Here is a 20,525-nt window from a genome sequence, read left to right on the forward strand (position 1 = left end):
CGGCCGTGGTGCCGTCTAACCGCGGACTGTCTCCGTCGTTAGCCTGCCAATGGCGCTGCTTTCCAGATTCTCCAGCAGGTGCCGCGGATTGTCGTAGACCTCCGCGGCGCCTGCGTCGCGGAGTTCTGCCTCGCTGATACCACCACAAGTCAGGGCAATAGCGGGAACGCCGATTGCCGCCGCAGCCTTCACATCCCAGACTGCATCGCCAACAAATACGACGTCGGCTGGCTCGAGTTCCAGCTTCTTCAAACACGCCAGGAGGATATCCGGGGCCGGCTTGCTTTCGTCCGCGTCATTGGAGCTGGTCCACGCGTCGATGGATCCGCCGGCGTCGAGGAGCCGCCTGCTGACATCAAGGTCGCGCTCTTGGGCTGACGATGCCAGCCCAACCGCCAGCCCGGAGTCGGAGCAAGCGGCAAGAAGGTCCCGTGCAGAATCGAAGGCGCGCAGTGACGGCCAGAACGTCGAAAAGACAGCCCCGTGCGCGGATTTGAGTTCCTTTTGTAGATCTTCCGGACAGTCCGGAACCAGGTGCTGGACCAGCTTGTCGCCACCCATTCCGACGCAGCGATGAATGCTGGAGATCTGGATGTCCATTCCTTCCCGCCTGAACGCCTGCCACCAGGCGAACGCGTGGAAGTAGCTGGAGTCGATCAACGTCCCATCGACGTCAAAGAGGACACCGCGTTTCTTGGAACTGGAGTTGGCTCGAGTAGACATTTAGTAAGTCTACTTATGACTACCATCCACGGAAACTCACCTCTGACTTCGACATAATGCGTAACGCCGGAAATACGCGTCTGCAACATCTTGTTGGCCTGATTATGACAACAATCGGAATCATCGGTGCAGGACACATTGGCAGCCAGGTGGCACGCAAGGCAGTGGAACTTGGCTACGACGTCGTGATCAGCAATTCACGGGGGCCGGAAACCCTTGCGGAACTGGTCACAGAACTCGGGCCGCGTGCCCGGGCCGCGACGGCAGCTGAGGCAGCAGCGGCGGGTGATTTCGCCGTCGTAACCGTTCCCCTGAAGAACTATCAGGACATCCCCGCAGAACCGCTCGAAGGCAAAATCGTCATCGACACCAACAACTATTACTGGGAGCGCGATGGCCGCATTCCCGCGCTCGACAACGGCGAGGCCACAACGTCAGGCCTGCTCCAGAAGCACCTGCCCACATCCAAGGTGGCCAAGGGTTTCAACCACATCTTCGCCAAAGACATCACCACCGACGGCACCCCTGCCGGCACGCCCAACCGCCGGGCATTGGCCACGGCCAGTGACTTCCCGGAAGCCGCCGAACTCGTGACCAGGCTGTACGACGAGTTCGGTTTCGACACCGTCAACATCGGGCCACTCGAAGACAGCTGGCGCGTCGAGCGCGACCGCCCCGCCTACGTCATCCGTCAGAACGCGGACGAACTTCGCGACAACCTCGCCAAGGCAACGCGCACCCTCTGATAAGCGCGGACCATCTGATAACAGAACACGCACGACGGCGGCAGGCGGCTTACGCCTGCCGCTTCCTTTGTACTGGGGTGCCTGGGTGCTGCCACTCCATGAGGGCGGCCACGATTTGAGGCCGGGATTTGCATCACGAATTGGCTGCTGGACGCACATGATGAGTGGCTGCCTCCCAGGAAACCCCGCGCATAGGGCATTCCGGGAGGCAGTCGCGCCTATTAAGCCCCGAACCCGAGGAGTTGCTATGTCTACCCGAACTGAGAAATGGCCTGCAGGAACACCCGCATGGGTGGATCTGGGCGTCGACGATCTCCCTGCCGCGACGTCCTTCTACACCGAACTGTTCGGCTGGAATTACCTCTCCGGCGACGAGGAAGCAGGGGGCTACCTGCTGGCCCAACTCGACGGAAAGGCAGTTGCGGGACTTGGCCCTAAACAGGATTCCAACATGCCAACCGTCTGGACCACCTATCTTGCTTCGGACAATGTAGACACCACGGCTAAAGAGGTAGGAGCGGCTGGCGGCCAACTCATTGCTCCGCCCTTCGATGTGATGGATTCCGGCCGCATGGCAATTGCTGCGGACAGTGTCGGCGCGGCCTTTGGCATCTGGCAGGCAGGCAGCCATATCGGGGCAGAGCGGGTCAACGAGCACGGCACATTGTGCTGGAACGAACTCCACACCCGCGACTACGCGCTGGCCCGGTCCTTCTATGCAGATGTCTTCGGCTACACCTACCAGGACATCGACCAGGACGGATTCATTTACGCAACCATCAAGCGCCCATCCGATGGCCGCGAAGTGGGCGGCATTCATCACGACACCGAAATTGCCGAGGGCGTCCCGAACCACTGGTTGGCGTGGTTTGCCAGCGACCACGTCGATCGAACTGCCGCAACAGCCTTGGAACTCGGCGCTTCGGCGTTGATGCCCCTCACGAACAGCCCCATGGGGCGGATGGCTATCCTGCAGGCACCGCAGGGAGAAATCTTTGGCATCATCGACGCACCCCGGACCAAGGACTAGGCCCGGAGTAAGGACTATGCCCAACCCAACGGCTACGTCAGGACAGCGTCCAAAGCTTCGCTGATGACCTCTTGGGCGTGTGCCGCTGCGAGCGGCGCCGCGAGACGGTGCACCGCCTGGAAGGTCCGGCGGACTTCCGGCCCATGCCATTCGGGCGGGAGGTAGTCCGCCGGGAGGTTGGGGTCCCGGTAAGGGAACTTGCGCCACAAGGTGAGCATCGGGATGTAGTAACGGAAAGCGTCGCGTCGCACCTCGGCCGTGGAATCAGCCAGGGCCGCCGCAGGGTCGGTGCCCACCAGGTCAACCCACTGCTGCTCCGCGCCCCGGTAGATCTCAAGGAACTCCGTGAATTGTTCATCGAGTTCCTTGAGATCCCACCATTCGGAGATCTTGGGCCGCATGGGGCCATCGAAAACGTAGTCGCTGCGGAAGAGGTCGACGAATTCGATCAGCCCGCCGGCAGTCAGGCGTTCGCGGGCCTGCTCCAGCTTGTGCGCCGGAGCGATCCATACACCGGACGCCACGGACCCAAATCCCAGGCTGGACAAAGCGGACCTCAGCTGGTGCCGGCGGTTCCGCATCGACTCGGGCACAGAGAACACGGCGAGCACCCACGTATCCACGGGAGCTGGCTGTTCCGGGGCGAAGATCCGCCGATCACCTTCACGGAAGACGTCGCTCACCGATTCGGCGATCTTGTACTTGGCAATGCCGCCTTCCCGGACGCTCTTCAGGACACCTTTTGCCTTAAGCCTGGAAACGGAGGATCTCACACCCGGCGCGTCATAGCCGAGCGTACCGAGCATCGAAACCAGCGCGGAGACCGGCAACGCATCACCAGCATTCCGGCCATAAAGACCGAAGATGGTGACCAGGAGCTGCTGATGGCGCACCGGGGGTGCCGGGACGGCGAACATTGAAGGACCCTCATTTCCGCGCCATGGTGAGGCGCCAGTCATGTTCATCATAGGTGCGCCATAGATAACACAGATGACTTTAAGGCCCATGTTGAGCTTCAACATGGGCCTCAAAGTCATCCGGCGGGATGCTATGCGGCAGACCGCACAGCCCGCACGAAATGTTCCGGCCAAGGCTGGGACGCCGTTGTGCCGTTGGGGACGTGCACCGTGGTTACCGTCCCGAAGGCTGCCACCTCGCTGCCCTCCAACGACCCAACCTGAGACGACGCACCTTGGTGGGTGCCGCCGTCGGGCATTCCGCTGGCCGTATCTTCAAGCGGGTGGCCCCGGACCTCGAAGGCCATGGTGAGCGAGGTCCGGCCGAGCGCGTGGATTTTCACCGTGGCGGTGACGCGCTGGCCGAACCAGAGCTTGGCCTTGTAGTTGATCACCTGCTGGACGCGAGGAGCGTTGGGGAAGTAGTCGGGCAGTTCCAAGGAGCGGAACAGCTCCGCCTCGGCAGCTTCCACCCATCGGAGGATGGCTGAATTGTGTTGGTGGCCGGAGGCATCGGTGTCCACCCACTCGACCGTCCGCTCAACGCTCGCTTCAGGAAACGCGTCCATAGTTCTCCTAGCGGGGGCTGACTGCTGCGGTCTCGTCGTCCGGATCCGCGACGCCGGCTCCCGCCTTGGACGTAACAACGGTCACCTCGGGTTGCGGCTTCGGAATCATTGCGACGGCGGCCGCGGCCACCACTGCGATACCGGCGAAGATGGCGAAGTTGGCTTCGAAGGGAAGCTTGGAACCTGCGATCCAGCCGCCGATCAAGGGTCCGGAGATTGCGCCGAGACGGGCAAAGCTGAGGGCCCAACCCGTAGCCGTACCGCGAACTTTGGCCGGGTAGTAGTCGGCGATGTAACCGGTCAGGACCAGGGACGTGGAGATCGAGCCAACGCCTGCGAATGCTACGAACAGCAGGTTGACCACCATGGTGTTGGGGAAGACCAGGAGCATGATGCCCAGGCCACCCAGGATGTAGAACACCACCAGGATGAGCTTCTTGCCGTATTTGTCTGCCGCGCGGCCCAGGAGCAGGCCACCGATGGCCGAGGCCAGGCTGAAGACCAACAGGAACGTCAGGGATGAACCCAGATCGTAGCCGGCCTTCTTCATGATGCTCGGCAGCCAGGTGTTGAGCCCGTAGACGAGTACCAGGCCGCAGAACAGGGAAACCCAGAAGAACACCGTGGACCGCAGGTATTTCCTGGAGAACATGGTGGTGATGGTCTTCCACCACGGATCGGCGATGTGTGAACCGGGCTGCGCGACAGTTGCAACCGGCCGGTAGTCGACGATCGCCAGCTTGGCAGCCAAGGTCTTCGCTTCCTTCTTGCGTCCCTTGGACTCGAGGTACTCCAAGGACTCCGGGAGGAACTTCCAAATGATCGGCAGGAGGACAACCGGCGCGGCACCAATAGCAATCACGGCCCGCCAGCCACCAACCGGCAGCACGAACATTGCAGCAAGCGCGGCCGCAACGATGCCCAGCGAGTAGCCGGAATACATGAGGCCATAGTTGTAGGAACGCCTGTTGGGAGCTGAGTACTCGATGGTCAGGGCTGCGGCCACGGGGATGACACCGCCCATACCGAGTCCGCCGATGAGCCTGAAGAATCCAAACAGCTCGGGCGTCGGAGCCCAGGCCGCACCTGCCTGCGTGAGGGTGAAGATCACCATGGACGCCAACAGCATCTTCTTGCGGCCTACGAGGTCGCTCAGGGTCCCGATGAACAGGGCTCCGATAAGCATGCCGATCAAGGCATATGATCCGAGGCCACCGAGGGCCAGCGGGCTGAGGTTCCATTCTTTGTACTCGGCCAGCGCCGGAAGCACTGCCCCCAGAACGCCGACGTCATAGCCCTCCGCGAGGATGGCGAGCCAGCAACAAATCAACACCAAGCCGGTGGTGCGCTTGGGCACGTTCCAGTCATTGACCGGTGCGGCGGCCATGGCTACTTCACCAGCGCAGACGCAGTGGCGGACGCGGGTGTCCAGCGGAGGTGGTTGGTTGTTTCTTCAGTGTCGGGTTCGCGGAGGAGGGACAACCGGGGGCGGACGGCATCGGTCCGGGTGCTGGGGGGCTTGCGGCGGCCGGCGCGGAATTGCGGGATCCATGCGGCGCCGGGGCCATGGTATTCCTGTTCAGCGGCGGCGTGCAGGGTCCATTGGGGGTCATAGAGGTGGGTTCGGCCCAAGGCGATGAGGTCCGCTCGTCCTGCCAGGAGGATGGAGTTCACGTCGTCGTAGCTGGAAATCGCTCCGACGGCGATCACGGCCACCCCGGCAGGGGCGGCGACTTCCTGGCGGATGCGGTCCGCGAACGGGGTCTGGTAGCTGCGCCCGAACGCGGGCTTCTCTTCCTTGGCTACCTGGCCGGTGGAAACGTCCAGCCCGGCAGCGCCGTGCTCCACAAAGGCCTTGGCGATCTCGACCGAATCGTCGGAGGTGTTGCCGCCTTCGATCCAGTCCGTCGCGGAGATCCGCACCGTGACCGGCTTGTGGGCGGGCCAGGCCGCGCGGACGGCGTCGAATACTTCCAATGGGAACCGCAGCCGGTTCTGAAGGCTGCCACCGTACTCGTCGGTGCGCTTGTTCGAGACCGGGGAGAGGAAGGAAGAGAGCAGGTAGCCGTGCGCGGCGTGGATTTCCAGGAGGTCAAAGCCTGCCTCACCAGCGCGGATCGTGGCGGCGACGAACTCATCCCGGATGGCGTCCATGCCTGCGCGGTCCAGTTCCGCCGGGGTCTGGTTTTCCGGGCCGTAGGGCACGGCGGACGGACCAACGGCCTGCCAGTTGCCGGTCTCGAGGGGCTGGTCGATGCCTTCCCACATGAGTTTGGTGGAGCCCTTCCGGCCGGAGTGGCCCAGCTGCGCGCCGATCTTGGCGGTGGAACGGGTGTGGACGAAGTCCACGATTTCCTTCCAGCTGTCGCGTTGCTCATCGGTGTAGAGGCCGCTGCAGCCGGGGGTGATACGCCCGGTTTCGGACACGCAGACCATTTCGGTCATGACCAGGCCCGCACCGCCGAGGGCTTTGGAGCCGAGGTGGACTTTGTGGAAGTCCCCCGGGATCCCGTCGGTGGCGGAGTACATGTCCATGGGCGAAACGACGATGCGGTTCTTCAGTTCCAGTTCTCCGATGCGGAAGGGCTGGAACATCGCCGGCGCTACCTGGGACAGGCCCTGGGATTCAGCGAAGTTGCGGTCCACGGCGTCGGCGAATTCGGGGTCGCGCAGGCGCAGGTTTTCCTGGGTGATGCGGCGGCTGCGGGTAAGCAGGTTGAACGCGAACCGGGTGGGGTCCTGGTCCTTGTACTGGCCGATCCGTTCGAACCACTCCAGCGAAGCCTGCGCAGCGCGCTGCGTTGAGGCGACCACGGGACGGCGCTCGGCCTCGTACGCGGCCAGGGCGGAATCCACATCCGGGTGTTCATGCAGGCACGCGGCCAGGGCGAGGGAATCTTCCATGGCCAGTTTCGTGCCCGAGCCGATCGAGAAGTGGGCGGTATGCGCGGCGTCGCCGAGCAGGACCACGTTGCCCTTGCGCCAGCTCTGGTTCCGCACGGTGGTGAAGTTGATCCACTTGGAGTTGTTCGACAGGACCTCGTAGCCGTCCAGCTCCTCAGCGAAAATCTCGCGGATCTTCGCAATCGCCTTCTCATCCGAAACCCCGGGAGGGAAGACCTCGTTGGCGGTCTCGTCGAACCCCGCTGCCTTCCAGACGTCCTGGTGCATTTCCACGATGAACGTCGAACCCTCATCGGAGTACGGGTAGCCATGGATCTGCATGACACCGAACTCGGTTTCCTTGACGAAGAACTTGAACGCCTCGAACACCTGGTCCGTACCCAGCCACATGAACTTGTTGGTCCGCGGGTCCAAGTCCGGGCCGAACGCGTCCGCATACCGGGCACGAATCTGGGAATTCACACCATCAGCTGCCAGCACAAGGTCATAGTTCGCCTCCAGGTCCTCGATGGCCGGGGCCAGCGTGGAGAACCGGACATCGACGCCCAGTTCGATGCAGCGGCGCTGCAGCAACTCCAGCAATTCCTTCCGGCTCATTGCTGCGAAGCCCTGTCCGCCCACCGTGACCACCTCGCCCCGGAAATGGATGTCAATATCGGACCACCGCGCAAAACGGCGGCTCATGTACTCCGCGACCACCGGGTCCGCGTTGCCGATCCCGCCGAGGGTTTCATCGGAAAACACCACACCGAAACCAAACGTGTCACTGGCAGCATTCCGCTCCCACAAGGTGATCTCATGCGACGCATCCAGCTGCTTCATCAGTGCTGCGAAGTACAACCCACCCGGGCCGCCTCCAACAATTGCGATCTTCATGCTTATGCTCCTTCTCAAGCCTGGCTTTGGCCGGCGGGGGTAAGTTGTTGGGTTTGTGCTTCGCCTGTGGCGCTCTCGTTGAGGAGGCCATCGCGGAGCTTGAAATGCTGGAGTTTGCCGCTGGGATTCCTCGGCAGCTCGGTGACGAAGCGGACATCGCGCGGGTACTTGTACGGGGCGATGGTCTGCTTCACGAAGTCCTGGATTTCCTTACGCTTCGCGGCGTCGCCAATGACGCCCTCGCGCAGAACGATAAACGCGCAGACAATGCTCCCGCGCTCAGGATCAGGGCGGCCGATCACCGCGTTCTCCACCACGTCCGGGTGCTGGTCGATGGCCGTTTCCACCTCGGGCGCGCCGATGTTGTAACCGGAGGAAACGATCATGTTGTCGGAGCGGGCCTGATACGTGAAGTACCCGTCCTCATCCATCGAGAAAGTGTCGCCCGTGACATTCCAGCCATTCACGACGTAATTCGCTTGGCGTGCGTCGTCCAGGTAGCGGCAACCCGTCGGCCCAATCACGGCCAGACGGCCGGACTGGCCAGGGCCGAGCTCCTCGCCGTCCTGATCAAGAATGGTGGCACGGAACCCCGGCACGGCCTTGCCTGTAGTACCTGGACGAATATCGTCCCCGGCAGCGGAAATGAACACGTGAAGCAACTCTGTGGCGCCGATTCCATTGACCAGCTTCAGGCCGGTCGCGTCACGGACCGCTTGCCAGGTCTCCTTGGACAAGTGTTCGCCCGCCGAAACGGCAACGCGGAGGCCACGGAGCAAGTCTCCGCGCTTTTCCTTCAGGATCGCCCGGTAGGCAGTAGGAGCCGTGAAAAGGATGGTGGCCCCTGCAGCCGAAGCATGCTCGGCCAGTTCCACAGGCCCGGCTTTCTCCGTCAAAAGCGACGACGCGCCAAACCGCAGCGGGAAGATCACCAATCCGCCAAGCCCGAACGTGAAAGCAAGCGGCGGGGAACCGGCGAAGACATCATCAGCGGTGGGCTGCAGGATGTGGCGGGCAAAAGTGTCCGCATTCGCCAGGACGTCCCGATGGAAATGCATGGTCACCTTGGGCACACCCGTCGTCCCGGACGTCGGCCCCAGCAGGGCTACGTCGTCCGCAGCCGTGTCCACAGCCGTGAACTCCCCGCTCTTTCCTTCGCAACGGACGGTGAGGTCGCCGTCGTCGGGTCCTCCGTAGCTGAGGACGGTGACGTCCTCGCCCGCCGCCGTCGCGAGCTCATCCACGAAGCGGTGATCGGAAATCGCGACCACGGGCTTGGTGATCTGGATCAACGTGGCTACTTCGTTGGAACGCAGCATGGGCATCGTGGTGACCACCACGGCGCCCGCCTTAAGCACGCCCAGCCAGGCAGCAACCAGCCACGGATTATTCGGACCGCGGAGCAGCACACGGTTTCCGGGCTCCACCCCGAGGTCTTCGCTAAGGACCTGGGCAACCTGGTTGGAGTGCTTTTGCAATTCGCCGTAGGTCCAAACCGTGCCATCCGGGGTACGGAGCGCTGGCCGGTCCGGGCCGTACGTCTCGACGGCGTTGTCGATCAGTACGGCGGCTGCGTTCAGCCGCTCCGGGTAGTGGAGTTCGGGAAGGGTAAATTCGAGCGCCGGCCAAGTGTCGGCGGGCGGCAGGTGGTCGCGGGTGAACGTGTCCACGTGGGCCGATGGCGTCATGCTCATGGCCGTTCCTTTCAGTGGTGCATCAGTGAAGCTGGGGATGGTGTTGGGGTAAGACTGTTCAGGCGCGGATCATGCCTTCTTGGGCGACTGTGGCGAGGAGCCTTCCTTGCCGATCGAAGAAGCGGCCCATCGCCAGGCCCCTGTTGCTTTGGCCTGATATGGCCTCTTGTGCATAGAGGACCCAGTCGTCGGCGCGGCCATCGCGGTGGAACCACATGGAGTGGTCAAGGCTGGCGGTGGTGAGCCCGGGACTGGACCAGTTAAGTCCGTTGATCCGGAGTAGCGGCTCCAGGATCGTGTAGTCGCAAACGTAGGCAAGGGCAGTACGGTGCAGGTTGGCGTCGTCAGGGAGGCTATCGAAAGCCTTGACCCAAATCGCCTGCTGCGGCATGGATCCACCCTCAAGCTCGATGTATACCGGTCCCGGAATATGCCGCATGTCGAAACTACGGCCTGTAGACCAATAGTCTGCGGCTGGGCCTTCTGTCCCGTCCAGTGCTTCGGCTGCGGAGCGCAGCGATTCAGGCTCGACGGCGGCAGGAGCCTCCGGCTGGAAGTCCGGACCATCTTCGGGAACCTGGAACGAACCCATCGCGGCATATACAGGCTTGCCATTCTGGAAACCGCGGACATTACGGGTGGAGTAGCCGCGACCGTCGCGCAAACGCTCCACTTCATAACGAACATGGGCACCGATGTCCACAGGCCGCATGAAGTAGCTGTGCATCGAGTGGAGCTGCCTGTCGGCGTCCACGGAAAGCATCATGGCCGCTGCGGCCTGGGCCACCATGTCCCCGCCGTAGGCTTTGGGCCACGGCACGTATTGGGTGGTCGCTTCATAGGCTTCGTCGAAAACCTGGGCCTCTGTTGGGGTGAGGTCCACAGCCCTGAGGAAGGTCTCCGAGGTCAAGGTTCCAGTGATCATGGTGGTTATGCCCGGCGGTAGTCGGCGAGGGTTTCGTCCGGGACGTCTTCGAGGTTGACCACGAGGTTCTCCGGGGTGCGGGCGGTCAGCCACACGAGTTCTTCGGTGACGGACATGTTTGCTTCGACGTGCGGCATGAACGGCGGAACGAACACCCAATCGCCGGCCTTCATGTCGATGAACTCTGAGTAGTTCTCGCCGAAGTAGATGCGGCCGTGGCCACGAAGTACGTAGCCGCCGGTTTCGGCTTCGCCGTGGTGGTGGGGCAGGGAGCGGTACCCGGGGGTGTTGGAAACCTGGCCGAACCAGATCTTGGTTGCCGGAGTGTGTTGGATGCTTACACCGGAGACGCGGATGCAATCCCCGGACTGGGCGGTGTTGGTGTCTTCTTCACCCGCGCGGGTCACTACGGGGACGACCTTGCCGTTAGCGCCGGCATAGATGGAGTTGTCGCCTTCAAGGCGGTATTCGGTGGTGGTCTGGCTCATGGGGTTCTCCTTTTGGCGGTGGGTCTTAGGCGTTGGCCGTGGGTTTTAGGCGTTGGCGGGGACTGGCGCCGGCGCGTGGATCCGGAACTGGTTTTCCAAGCGGCCGATGCCGTCGATTTCGGTTGCGAGGACGTCGCCGTCGTTCAGGAAACGCGGCGGGGTCATTCCCATGCCTACTCCCCCTGGCGTGCCCGTGAGTACGAGGTCGCCGGGGCGCAGGACCGTGAACTGGGAAATGTAGGACAGGAGTTGTGCGGGGCCGAACACCAGGGTGCTCGTGTTGCCGCGCTGTACGAGTTCACCATTGACGTAGCCGCGGACTTCGAAGCTTTCGCTGGCCTCGTCCGCAGTCAGCATCACCGGGCCCACCGGTGTGGTTGCGTCGAAGGCCTTGCCCTGGAACCACTGCAGCGTGCGGTTCTGCCAGTCACGCATGGAGACGTCGTTGGCAACCGTGTAACCGGCAATGGCCTTCCGGGCCTGATCTTCGTCAGCACGGAACAGTTCAGAACCCACGACGACGGCGAGTTCGGCTTCCCAGTCGACGCGTCCGCTGCCGTGGACTTCTACGGCGTCGGTAGCGCCCACCAGGGTGTCCGCGTACTTGGCGAAAAGGGTGGGGTACTCAGGAAGATCGCGGCCCATTTCCTGGATGTGGTCCCCGTAGTTCAGTCCGCAACAGATGACTTTTCCGGCGCGGGGCAGGAGCGGGGCAAAGTCGGCTTCAGTTGCTGCGATGACGGGCCGCCCTGCTTCCGCTGCCTTCTCGGCGATCAACCGCCATTCCGGCTGGGCCAGGAGCGCGCCGACGTCGGTGGCCGGCAACGCAAGGTACGTGTCGACGCCCGTGGCGAGTGCCGCCGTCGTACTTCCGCCGGAGGTGCGCAAGGTGGCAAGTTTCATGGGTTCTGCTCCTTCGGGATTCAATGTGTCGACTTTTTTACGATCGTCACATATGCTCAACGTAGCACGGCGGAAATGATCTGCACAGAGGCATTTCAAAAGTTTTTGCAATTGCCACAACGAGGAGGAACAGCATGAGCCACAAGACGATCAACCCTGAGTCGCTCCCCAAGCCATCCGGTTTTGCGCACGGCATGCTTGCCGGCAACACGGTGTTCCTGGGTGGACAGACGGCTTTGGACAAGAACATGAACATCGTCCCCGGCGGCATCGTGGAGCAGTTCACGCAGGCGTTCTCCAACGTCCTCACCACGCTGCGCGAGGCTGGCGGACAGCCGGAGGACCTGGTCAACGTGACGATCTACCTGACGGACGTGGACGACTACATGGCGAACGGCCGCGAGATCGGACGGATCTGGCGTGAAATGGCTGGCACACAGTACCCGGCGATGGCCGGCATCGGCGTCACCCGGCTGTGGCAGAAAGAGGCCATGATCGAAATCCAGGGCATCGCAGTTATTCCTGAGGGCTAAATCTCTGGCTCTTGCACTTGCGGTGACGGAGGATGTCACCATGGGAACCGTCACCGAATACTTGGCCAGCGTCAGCGAAGACAACCGGCGGATGCTGGAGCGGATCGTTGACATCGCCCGGGAACTCGCGCCCGACGCCGAGGAAGGCACCAGCTACGGCATGCCTGCCTTGCTTGTGGACGGCAAGGGCTTCGTGAGCGTGCTCGAAACCAAGAACCATCTGGCCCTGTACCCTTTTAGCGGCCAGATCCTGCCGGAGATGTCGGAGGAGTTGGGAGGCTACTCGTGGTCGCCGGGGACATTGCGGTTCTCTGCGGACAACCCTGTTCCCGACTCCATGGTTCGGCGGATTCTTGAGACGCGGCTGGCTGCGATCAGGAAGTAGAGGCGCCCGTCCGGCGAATCAGTGTTTGGCGGACACGTCCTGTGAGATCGCGTTGGCCGTTGCGACGACTTCCTGCCGCACCGACTCAAGATACTTGTCCGGGTCCGGCTCCGCCGCGACAGCCTGGGCCTGGAGGGACACGTTGATTGCCGCAACGTTATCGCCATTGTTGTGGTTCCACACCGGCGCCGCGATGGACATCAGGCCGATTTCCAGTTCCTGGTCCAACAGGCACCAGCCTTGCGCACGGACATGCTCGACGGCGGCCCTCAAGTCTGTCGCATTGGCCACGGTTCGCGGTGTGATGGGCTTGAGTTCGACCCTGGCCAGGTATGCCTCGAGCTTGGCCTGTGGGAGACCGGCGAGCAGCACACGGCCCATGGAAGTGGCGTAGGCCGGGAAACGGGTGCCCACGGTGATGCCGACGTTCATGATGCGCTTTGTGGCTACGCGAGCCACGTAAAAGATGTCCTGGCCGTCCAGCACGGCCGCGGAGGTGGACTCCCCCAGCTTCAGCGACAGTTCCTCCAAGTGCGGCTGCGCCAACTGCGGCAGTGACAATGCCGAAAGGTACGAATACCCGAGCTGCAGCACCTTGGCCGTGAGTGCGAAGGTTTTGCCGTCGGTGCGGACATACCCGAGCTCCACAAGGGTGTGCAGGAAGCGCCGCGCGGTTGCCCTGGTGAGGTCGGTCCGGGCTGCGACTTCGCTGAGGGTCATGACCGGATTGTTCGCATCGAACGCCCGGATCACGGACAGACCCCGGGCCAACGACTGAACGTACTGGTCGCTGGCCTGCGGGGTTACTACCGATTCGCTCATGGTTACCAATCCTAGGGGGCGTTGTGGGGCCTGCTCTGCATCCCCACCGCCTCCCTAACCTCGCAAGCTCGGCCAGGGAACCCGGGCGATGTGGGCCCTGCCAGGGCAATACCAAGCAGAGCGGGCCTCACAACCCGGGGGAGTCTTAGGCGCCGGGCTTCAGGGGCAGCGGGACCAATTCCTGGATCTCCTCGAAGGTGCACCCGAACGTCTCGCGGACTGTCACACCATCGGGCCCCGTGAGGAAGACGGCCTTGTCGGTGTACACGCGGGTCACGCAGCCCACGCCGGTCAACGGGTAGGTGCACTGTTCCACGAGCTTGGACACGCCCTCGCGCGTCAACAAAGTCATCATGACGAAGACGTCCTTGGCGCCCGTGGCCAGATCCATCGCCCCGCCCACGGCGGGGATCGCGTCCGGGGCGCCCGTGTGCCAGTTGGCGAGGTCGCCGGTGGCGGATACCTGGAAAGCGCCGAGGACACAGATGTCCAAGTGACCGCCGCGCATGATCGCGAACGAGTCGGCGTGATGGAAGTACGAGGCTCCGGGCAGCTCCGTGACGGGGATCTTGCCTGCGTTGATCAAGTCACCATCGACGTCATCCCCAACGGCGACCGGACCCATGCCGAGCATCCCGTTCTCCGTGTGGAGCGTGATGTTCTGTTCCTCGGTGAGGTAGTTGGACACGAGCGTCGGCTGGCCGATGCCAAGGTTCACGAACGAACCCGGTGCGATGTCACGTGCCACCAGCTGGGCGAGTTCGTCGCGTCCCAGCGGCTTCTCGGACGTCTGGATACTTGTTTGGGTGCGCATGATCAGGCCACCTTTTTGTTTGAATCGGCAGAATCGACGCGGACCACGCTGTTGACGTAAATACCCGGCGTCACCACGTTCTCCGGATCCAAAGACCCGGTCGGCACGATCTCCGAGACCTGCACAATGGTGTGCTTGGCAGCGGCAGCCATGATGGGGCCGAAGTTGCGGGCAGTCTTGCGGTACACGAGGTTGCCCTTGCCGTCCGCCTTGAGTGCCTTGATCAGTGCGACGTCGGCATGAATCGGCGTTTCGAACACCTGCCACTTTCCATCCAGCAGGCGCGTTTCCTTGCCTTCGGCCAGCGTGGTGCCGTAGCCGGTGGGTGTGAAGAACCCGCCAATCCCAGCGCCCGCGGCACGGATGCGCTCAGCCAGGTTCCCCTGCGGGACCAATTCCAGCTCAATCTCGCCGGCATGGAACTTGGCATCGAAGTGCCACGAATCGGACTGCCGCGGGAAGGAGCAGATCATTTTACGGACCCGGCCTTCCTTGATCAGCAACGCCAGGCCTTGGTCACCCTGGCCGGCATTGTTGTTCACCACGGTGAGGTCCTTCGCGCCGCAGTCCATCAGGGCGTCGATCAGTTCGAACGGCTGGCCGGCGTTGCCGAAGCCGCCGATCATCACCGTGGAACCGTCCTTGATGCCGGCGACAGCTTCACCAACAGTGTCAATAAATTTCAGCATGATCCACCTATTCCGATACGCCCGCAGAAACGTTTTCCAGCACCACAGCCAGGCCCTGCCCAACACCGATGCAGATCGCCGCAACACCCCAACGCTGTCCGGAGGCCTGCAGGGACCGAGCCAGCGTGCCCAGAATGCGGGTGCCGGAGGCCCCAAGCGGGTGGCCCATCGCGATCGCGCCGCCGTGGCGGTTCACGATGGACGGGTCAATCCCCCACGCGTCAACGCATGCCAGCGACTGCGCGGCGAACGCTTCGTTAAGTTCGACGGCGCCAACCTGGTCCCAGCCGATGCCCGCCTTTGCGAGGGCCTTGTTAGCGGCCTCCACCGGCGCGAACCCGAAGAACTGGGGATCGTTGCCATGGGCACCCCTGCCCGCGATGCGAGCCAAGGGATCCATGCCAAGGATCGACGAAGCAGCCTCAGAACCAATCCACGCAGCCGAAGCACCATCGGACAGCGGCGAGGCGTTACCGGCGGTGACCGTGCCGCCGTCGGGCCCTGAAGACTCAGGCCGGAATACCGTCTTCAAACCGGCAAGCTTCTCGGCCGAAGAACCAGCCCGGATGCCTTCATCCCGCACCAGGTCCGTTCCCGGCACCTGCGACACAAGGTTGTCGTAGAATCCAGAACTCCAGGCGGCATCGGCCAGGTTGTGCGAGTCCGCAGCGAACTGGTCCTGACGCTCACGCGTGATCCCGTACTTCTCGCGCAGCCGTTCGGTGGCCTCGCCCAGGGAGATGGTCCAGTCCTTGTTCATGGCCGGGTTCACCAGACGCCAGCCGAGCGTGGTGGATGCCAACGTCATATCACCGGCCGGGTACGGCTTGGAAGTCTTCGGCAGCACCCACGGCGCACGGCTCATGGACTCTGCCCCACCCACGAGCATGAGCTCAGCATCGCCGGCATTAATCTGGCGGGACGCAATGATTGCCGCGTCCAACGACGAACCACAGAGACGGTTGACCGTGGTCCCGGGGATGGACACCGGAAGCCCAGCCAGCAGGGTAGCCATGCGGGCCACGTTGCGGTTTTCTTCGCCGGCGCCGTTGGCGTTGCCGAAGACGACCTCATCAATCCGTTCAACATCCAGCCCTGGAGCCCGGCGGACAGACTCGCGGACCACATGGGCTGCGAGGTCATCGGGACGCACAGCAGCAAGTCCTGAGCCGAACTTGCCAAAGGGTGTGCGTACGGCGTCGTACACAAAAGCCTGGTTCATGGGTTTCTCTTTCTGCTTGCCCAACTAGGTCGCAATAGTGCGCGTTTTGGGGGGTCTAAACGCGCACAAGTGCGACCTAGTTGGGTTCGTTGGCGTCGATCTCGGCGAATACTTTCTGCGCCGTCTTGAAGGCCGAGTTGGCCGAGGGCACACTGCAATAGATTGCGGTCTGCAGCAGGATTTCCTTGATCTCGTCCCTGCTCAGACCGTTGTTGAGGGCCGCCCGGACGTGCATCGCGAGCTCCTCCCAGTGACCATGGGCCACCAATGCCGTGAGGGTGACGGCGGAGCGCATTTGTCGGCTAAGACCGGGCCGCGTCCAGATGCCGCCCCAGGCGATCCTGGTGATCATGTCCTGGTAGTCCTCGGTAAAGGAATCCTTGTTGGCGTTCGCACGGTCTACGTGCTCATTTCCCAGCACTTCGCGGCGGACCACCATGCCGGCGTCGTAAATGTCCTGCGCAGTCGCTTGCGGCTGCACGGCACCGTTCCGCTCGGCACCGTTTTGCTCAGTTGAAGAGCTCATCGTCCGTTCTCCTTCATGAAGGTCCGCATCAGCCCGGCCACAACTGCAGGCGCCTCCGCTGGCGCGAGGTGACCGACGCCGTCGAGCGTTTCAACAACAGCAAATCCGCCACCAGCGGTGATACCGGCGACAACAGCTTCAGCGAACGACGGCGGCGCAACCGAATCCTCGACGCCGGCAATCGCCTGGGTGGGGACGGTGATGCTGCCGAGTTGCTCGCGGACGTCGAACCCGGCGAGGGCTTCGCAGCAGAACGAGTAGCTGAAGCGGTCGGCATCGCGGAGTGAGTGCAGGAGGCGGCTGCTGATTTCCGGCTGGCGGTCCATGAACCCGGCAGCGAACCAACGCTCGGCGGAGCCCTGGATCATCACAGGCGTCCCCAGTCGGCGCACGGTTTCAGCGCGCTCCAGCCAGCCCTCGGGTGTGCCGAGTTTAGCGCCGGTGCACTGGACGGACAGGCTGCGGAGGCGGTCGCCATGCTTGATGCCGAGCTGCAGGCCGGTGGCCCCGCCCAGCGAGACGCCCGCGTAGTGGAACCTTGCGCCCGGGCTCACAAGGTCAACAAGATCGACGACGGCGTCCGCCAGTTCCGCGACATCGAAACCTTCCGTGGCAGCTGGCGAGATGCCATGGCCGGGGAGGTCCCAGCCGATGACGTCGTACTCATCACCAAGCAGCGCTGCCGTTTCGGTCCAGAGCACGGTGGAGGTGCCCAGCGATGGACCGACCACGAGGAGCGGCTTGGCTCCCAGTTCGCCCTGCGGGGATAGCAGCACGGCCTTGACGGTTGGCTTAGCCACGGGTGGCTCCTTTCGATGAAGATCCAGTGAAGTCCGGGTAGGCGGCGAGAATCCGACGGCTTATTTCGGCAGCTTCACCGAGGTAGCTCGCGGGGTCCAGCAACGCTTCGAGTTCGGCGTCGGAGAGCTTGTCCGCGGGGACGGTTTCGCGCAGCAGCTTGGTGTAGATACGGGACTGCTCGGCGGCAGGAGCCTTCAGCGTTTCGTCGACGACGGCCTGCAGCTTCTGCTTTCCATCCGCACCCAGAAGAGGCGCGACGGCGGCCACCACACCTTCGCTGAGCAGCAACGGTCCCGAGATTTCCAGGTTGCGGCGCATGGCCTCGGGGAAAACGCGGAGGCCTTCGGTGAGTTCGCTGACGTGACCCGCGGCCCCCAAGGCCAATGCGAGCAGCTGACGCAGGGCCGGCCATTCGCTGTGCCAGGCACCGTCCGGGCGCTCATCGTTGAAGGTTGCCGCGGCGAGGTGGAGCTGCGATGCGAGACCGGGTGCCTGCAGGGCCGCACTGCGGACGAGTACGGACAGTACGGGGTTCTGCTTCTGCGGCATGGCCGAGGAGACCCCTCGACCCGCGGCGAGCGGTTCGCCGAGTTCGCCCACTTCAGGCCTGCTCAGGAACAGCAGGTCCGCGGCGATCTTGCCGAAGGAATCGATGAGGGCCGTGAGCGAGTCGCCCAGGGCCGTGACGGCGAGGCGGTTGGTGTGCCAGGGAGCTGGAGCCGTTGCGAGGCCAAGCTTCGAGGCCAAAGAATCCGCCAATTCAAAAGGCGTGGTCTGCGAGGAAGCAGTCAGCTTGGTCCCCGAAGCCAGCGTTCCTCCGGCACCGCCGAACTGAACAGGCAACTGAAGCGACTCCAGCCGGGCAGCCGCCGCAGCAACCCCTTGGAACCACTGCGCAGCCCTGAGCCCAAACGTGTACGGAAGCGCGTGCTGCGTCAGGCTCCTCCCGACGCACAGCGTTTCCGCATGCTGTTCCGCCAAGGTGGCGAGCGCCGTCGTCGTGCGCTTAACGTCAACGAGCAATGCAGAAACGGCGCGGCTGGCGAGCAGCATGAGGGCGGAGTCCAGGACGTCCTGGCTGGTGAGGGAGGTGTGCACGGCGGTTGCCGCGCTCGAATCCATGGATTTCACCTTGGAGCGCAGGTCACCAAGCAAGGGAATCACAGGGTTGCCCCCGCCCTGGGCGCGTTCCGCCACCGAAGCGACGTCGTAAGAACCGGGATCAGCGGCTTCGGCCACAACTGCGGCGGAACCTGCAGGGACGAGCCCCGCTTCCTCAAGGACGGCAGCCCAGGAGGCCTCGACGTCGAGGATTGCCGCGATCACGGCACGGTCGCCCGTCAGCGCCGCGACAGCGGGCGACGCCGACACTGGGCTAAGGAGGCCGAAGTCGCCGTCGGTCATGGCTGTGAGTCCGCGTTGACGCTGGTCTCGAGTGAACCGTCCTGCTGGAAGTCCAGGAACACGGTCTCGTCGCCGCCCTGGAGCCGGATGTCCCAGGTGAGCCCACCGTCGGGGTCGCGGCGGGCGATGAGCGTCTTGCGGCGTTCCGGGTCCAGGGAGCTCAGCAGCGGGTCGCTGGCCAGTGCTTCCACGTTTTCCGGCAGGTATACGCGGGTGAAGAGGCGGTTCATGAGGCCGCGTGCGAACACGGCTACGGAGATGAACGCCGCAGCGCCCCGCTTCGTGGGGCCGGGGTTGACCGTGGTGAAGGTATAGACGCCGGAGTTACCGACCGAGCCGCGGCCCCATCCAGTGAACGTGTAGCCGTCGCGGACCAGGGAGCCCGTGCGCTGGACGATGTTGCCGTCGGAGTCCGGCTGCCAGATCTCAAGGATGGCGTCCGGGATGGTGTTGCCGGCGCCGTCGTAGACGGTTCCCTGCAAGCGGATGCTTCCGGGGCTGCCCGGAGCCAAGAGTTCGTTGTCCTTGTTAAAGGGAAGGGCGTAACCGTAGAAGGGTCCCACCGTCTGGCCCGGTGTGGGTGTCAGCTTGCTCATATGCCTACTCCTCGTCCCCGGCGTCGCCGAATGCTTCGTTTTCCGTCCACGTCCGCTTGGAGCCGGTCAGGATGATGTCCCACTTGTAGCCGAGGGCCCATTCGGGACTGGTGAGCTCATGGTCGTACTGTGCCACGAGGCGGTCGCGGGCATCCTGGTCCACGATCGACTGGTAGATGGGATCCAGCGGGAAAAGCTGATCGCCCGGGAAGTACATCTGGGTGACGATGCGTTGCGTGAACTCCGAGCCGAACATGGAGAAGTGGATGTGGGCCGGGCGCCAGGCGTTCAGGTGGTTCTTCCACGGGTACGCGCCGGGTTTGATCGTAGTGAAGCTGTACGAGCCGTCATCGCCAGTGATGCAACGGCCTACGCCGGTGAAGTTGGGGTCCAGCGGGGCGGGGTGCTGATCACGCTTGTGGATGTAGCGGCCGGCTGCGTTGGCCTGCCAGATCTCCACGAGCTGACCGGCGACCGGGCCGCCGTCGCCGTCCAGGACGCGGCCAGCGACGATGATGCGCTCACCCTGCGGCTCGCCGTTGTGCTGGATGGTCAGGTCCGATTCCAGCGCGTGCACATCCTGGTGGCCGAACGCGGGCGAATAGAGCTCGATGGTTTCCGGGTCCGCGTGGTGCAGGCTCTTGGTGGGGTGCCGAAGGATGCTGCTGCGGTACGGCGCGTAATCCAGCCGGGGCATGGTCTCCGGCGCCTTTCCGTTCTTCAGGGCCTCCGCATAGCGGTCCCCGATGCCCTTCATCTCAGCGCTGAGATCCGCCTGGGTTTCCACTTTCCTGGAATCATGCGCTGCATGTGCCTCAGCGGGAGGCACGAGCTCCTCGGATTCGAGCGCTTGTGCAGAGTTGACTTGTGCAGTCTGTTCTTGCGGCACAGCCGGCTCCTTTCGATGGGTTGGATTGTT

22 protein-coding genes are annotated in these 20,525 nt (G+C 63.3%); 4 read left to right on the top strand and 18 right to left on the bottom strand.

Annotated elements, in window-relative coordinates; genetic code table 11:
• Positions 1-15 precede the first annotated feature (15 nt).
• Positions 16-723, bottom strand: a complete 708-nt coding sequence (locus tag J2Y41_RS09955) for an HAD family hydrolase (protein ID WP_309928284.1) — start codon at positions 721-723, stop codon at positions 16-18.
• A gap of 104 nt (positions 724-827) precedes the next feature.
• Between J2Y41_RS09955 and J2Y41_RS09960 the strand changes: the two genes are divergently transcribed.
• Both J2Y41_RS09960 and J2Y41_RS09965 read left to right on the top strand, forming a co-directional pair.
• Positions 828-1,469, top strand: coding sequence for an NADPH-dependent F420 reductase (locus J2Y41_RS09960; protein WP_224165799.1), 642 nt, complete (start codon positions 828-830; stop codon positions 1,467-1,469).
• Positions 1,470-1,716: 247 nt separating this feature from the next.
• Entirely contained in the window at positions 1,717-2,499 is a 783-nt protein-coding gene (locus J2Y41_RS09965) for a VOC family protein (RefSeq protein ID WP_309928286.1), read from the top strand.
• A 32-nt stretch (positions 2,500-2,531) separates the two neighbouring features.
• Here the strand turns inward: J2Y41_RS09965 and J2Y41_RS09970 are convergent, their stop codons facing one another.
• From J2Y41_RS09970 to J2Y41_RS10005, 8 genes are read right to left on the bottom strand one after another with little or no spacing between them, the layout of a single operon-like run.
• On the bottom strand, positions 2,532-3,536 hold the full coding sequence (locus J2Y41_RS09970) for a PaaX family transcriptional regulator C-terminal domain-containing protein (RefSeq protein ID WP_309928287.1): 1,005 nt from the start codon (positions 3,534-3,536) through the stop codon (positions 2,532-2,534).
• Between the two features lie 11 nt (positions 3,537-3,547).
• The gene (locus J2Y41_RS09975; RefSeq protein WP_309928288.1) at positions 3,548-4,024 is read right to left on the bottom strand and encodes a thioesterase family protein; all 477 of its coding nucleotides are present in this window, start codon (positions 4,022-4,024) and stop codon (positions 3,548-3,550) included.
• Between the two features lie 7 nt (positions 4,025-4,031).
• Positions 4,032-5,411, bottom strand: a complete 1,380-nt coding sequence (locus J2Y41_RS09980; protein ID WP_309928289.1) for an aromatic acid/H+ symport family MFS transporter — start codon at positions 5,409-5,411, stop codon at positions 4,032-4,034.
• A gap of 2 nt (positions 5,412-5,413) precedes the next feature.
• The gene (locus tag J2Y41_RS09985) at positions 5,414-7,804 is read right to left on the bottom strand and encodes a bifunctional salicylyl-CoA 5-hydroxylase/oxidoreductase (RefSeq protein WP_309928290.1); all 2,391 of its coding nucleotides are present in this window, start codon (positions 7,802-7,804) and stop codon (positions 5,414-5,416) included.
• A 14-nt stretch (positions 7,805-7,818) separates the two neighbouring features.
• Positions 7,819-9,498 (bottom strand): AMP-binding protein, encoded by a 1,680-nt coding sequence (locus J2Y41_RS09990; protein WP_309928291.1) that lies wholly within the window; start codon positions 9,496-9,498, stop codon positions 7,819-7,821.
• A gap of 58 nt (positions 9,499-9,556) precedes the next feature.
• On the bottom strand, positions 9,557-10,423 hold the full coding sequence (locus J2Y41_RS09995) for an acyl-CoA thioesterase domain-containing protein (RefSeq protein ID WP_309928292.1): 867 nt from the start codon (positions 10,421-10,423) through the stop codon (positions 9,557-9,559).
• Positions 10,424-10,428: 5 nt separating this feature from the next.
• A complete protein-coding gene (locus J2Y41_RS10000; RefSeq protein ID WP_224092924.1) occupies positions 10,429-10,911 on the bottom strand; it encodes a cupin domain-containing protein in 483 nt (160 codons plus the stop codon).
• Positions 10,912-10,956: 45 nt separating this feature from the next.
• A complete protein-coding gene (locus J2Y41_RS10005; protein ID WP_309928293.1) occupies positions 10,957-11,814 on the bottom strand; it encodes a fumarylacetoacetate hydrolase family protein in 858 nt (285 codons plus the stop codon).
• A 134-nt stretch (positions 11,815-11,948) separates the two neighbouring features.
• Here J2Y41_RS10005 and J2Y41_RS10010 point away from each other — a divergent pair, with 134 nt between their 5' ends.
• Together J2Y41_RS10010 and J2Y41_RS10015 are read left to right on the top strand one after the other, a co-directional pair.
• Complete coding sequence (locus tag J2Y41_RS10010; RefSeq protein WP_309928294.1) at positions 11,949-12,347, top strand: RidA family protein; 399 nt, start codon at positions 11,949-11,951, stop codon at positions 12,345-12,347.
• A 40-nt stretch (positions 12,348-12,387) separates the two neighbouring features.
• The gene (locus J2Y41_RS10015; RefSeq protein WP_309928295.1) at positions 12,388-12,732 is read left to right on the top strand and encodes a DUF1801 domain-containing protein; all 345 of its coding nucleotides are present in this window, start codon (positions 12,388-12,390) and stop codon (positions 12,730-12,732) included.
• An 18-nt stretch (positions 12,733-12,750) separates the two neighbouring features.
• On the opposite strand, the gene J2Y41_RS10020 is transcribed toward J2Y41_RS10015, so the two are convergent.
• From J2Y41_RS10020 to pcaH, 9 genes are all read right to left on the bottom strand, one after another.
• Positions 12,751-13,554 (bottom strand): IclR family transcriptional regulator C-terminal domain-containing protein, encoded by an 804-nt coding sequence (locus J2Y41_RS10020; RefSeq protein ID WP_309928296.1) that lies wholly within the window; start codon positions 13,552-13,554, stop codon positions 12,751-12,753.
• Between the two features lie 145 nt (positions 13,555-13,699).
• Positions 13,700-14,368, bottom strand: a complete 669-nt coding sequence (locus J2Y41_RS10025; protein WP_309928297.1) for a 3-oxoacid CoA-transferase subunit B — start codon at positions 14,366-14,368, stop codon at positions 13,700-13,702.
• Between the two features lie 2 nt (positions 14,369-14,370).
• Positions 14,371-15,057 carry a 3-oxoacid CoA-transferase subunit A gene (locus tag J2Y41_RS10030; RefSeq protein ID WP_309928298.1) on the bottom strand — a complete coding sequence of 229 codons (687 nt, stop codon included), beginning with the start codon at positions 15,055-15,057 and terminating at the stop codon, positions 14,371-14,373.
• A gap of 7 nt (positions 15,058-15,064) precedes the next feature.
• Positions 15,065-16,279 (bottom strand): thiolase family protein, encoded by a 1,215-nt coding sequence (locus J2Y41_RS10035; protein ID WP_309928299.1) that lies wholly within the window; start codon positions 16,277-16,279, stop codon positions 15,065-15,067.
• 76 nt (positions 16,280-16,355) lie between these two features.
• Positions 16,356-16,805: a 4-carboxymuconolactone decarboxylase gene (gene pcaC / locus J2Y41_RS10040; RefSeq protein WP_224092914.1), complete on the bottom strand. Its 450-nt coding sequence runs from the start codon at positions 16,803-16,805 to the stop codon at positions 16,356-16,358.
• Positions 16,802-17,605 carry an alpha/beta fold hydrolase gene (locus tag J2Y41_RS10045; RefSeq protein ID WP_309928300.1) on the bottom strand — a complete coding sequence of 268 codons (804 nt, stop codon included), beginning with the start codon at positions 17,603-17,605 and terminating at the stop codon, positions 16,802-16,804. Before J2Y41_RS10045 ends, pcaC begins: the two co-directional genes overlap by 4 nt.
• Positions 17,598-19,010, bottom strand: coding sequence for an adenylosuccinate lyase family protein (locus tag J2Y41_RS10050; RefSeq protein WP_309928301.1), 1,413 nt, complete (start codon positions 19,008-19,010; stop codon positions 17,598-17,600). The genes J2Y41_RS10045 and J2Y41_RS10050 overlap by 8 nt, the downstream gene beginning before the upstream one ends.
• Positions 19,007-19,606, bottom strand: coding sequence for a protocatechuate 3,4-dioxygenase subunit alpha (pcaG, locus tag J2Y41_RS10055; protein WP_309928302.1), 600 nt, complete (start codon positions 19,604-19,606; stop codon positions 19,007-19,009). The genes J2Y41_RS10050 and pcaG overlap by 4 nt, the downstream gene beginning before the upstream one ends.
• Positions 19,607-19,610: 4 nt before the next feature.
• A complete protein-coding gene (gene pcaH / locus J2Y41_RS10060) occupies positions 19,611-20,495 on the bottom strand; it encodes a protocatechuate 3,4-dioxygenase subunit beta (RefSeq protein WP_309928303.1) in 885 nt (294 codons plus the stop codon).
• Positions 20,496-20,525 lie beyond the last annotated feature (30 nt).

Origin of the sequence: Arthrobacter sp. 1088, assembly GCF_031455315.1 — a bacterium.
Classification (GTDB): Bacteria; Actinomycetota; Actinomycetes; order Actinomycetales; family Micrococcaceae; genus Arthrobacter.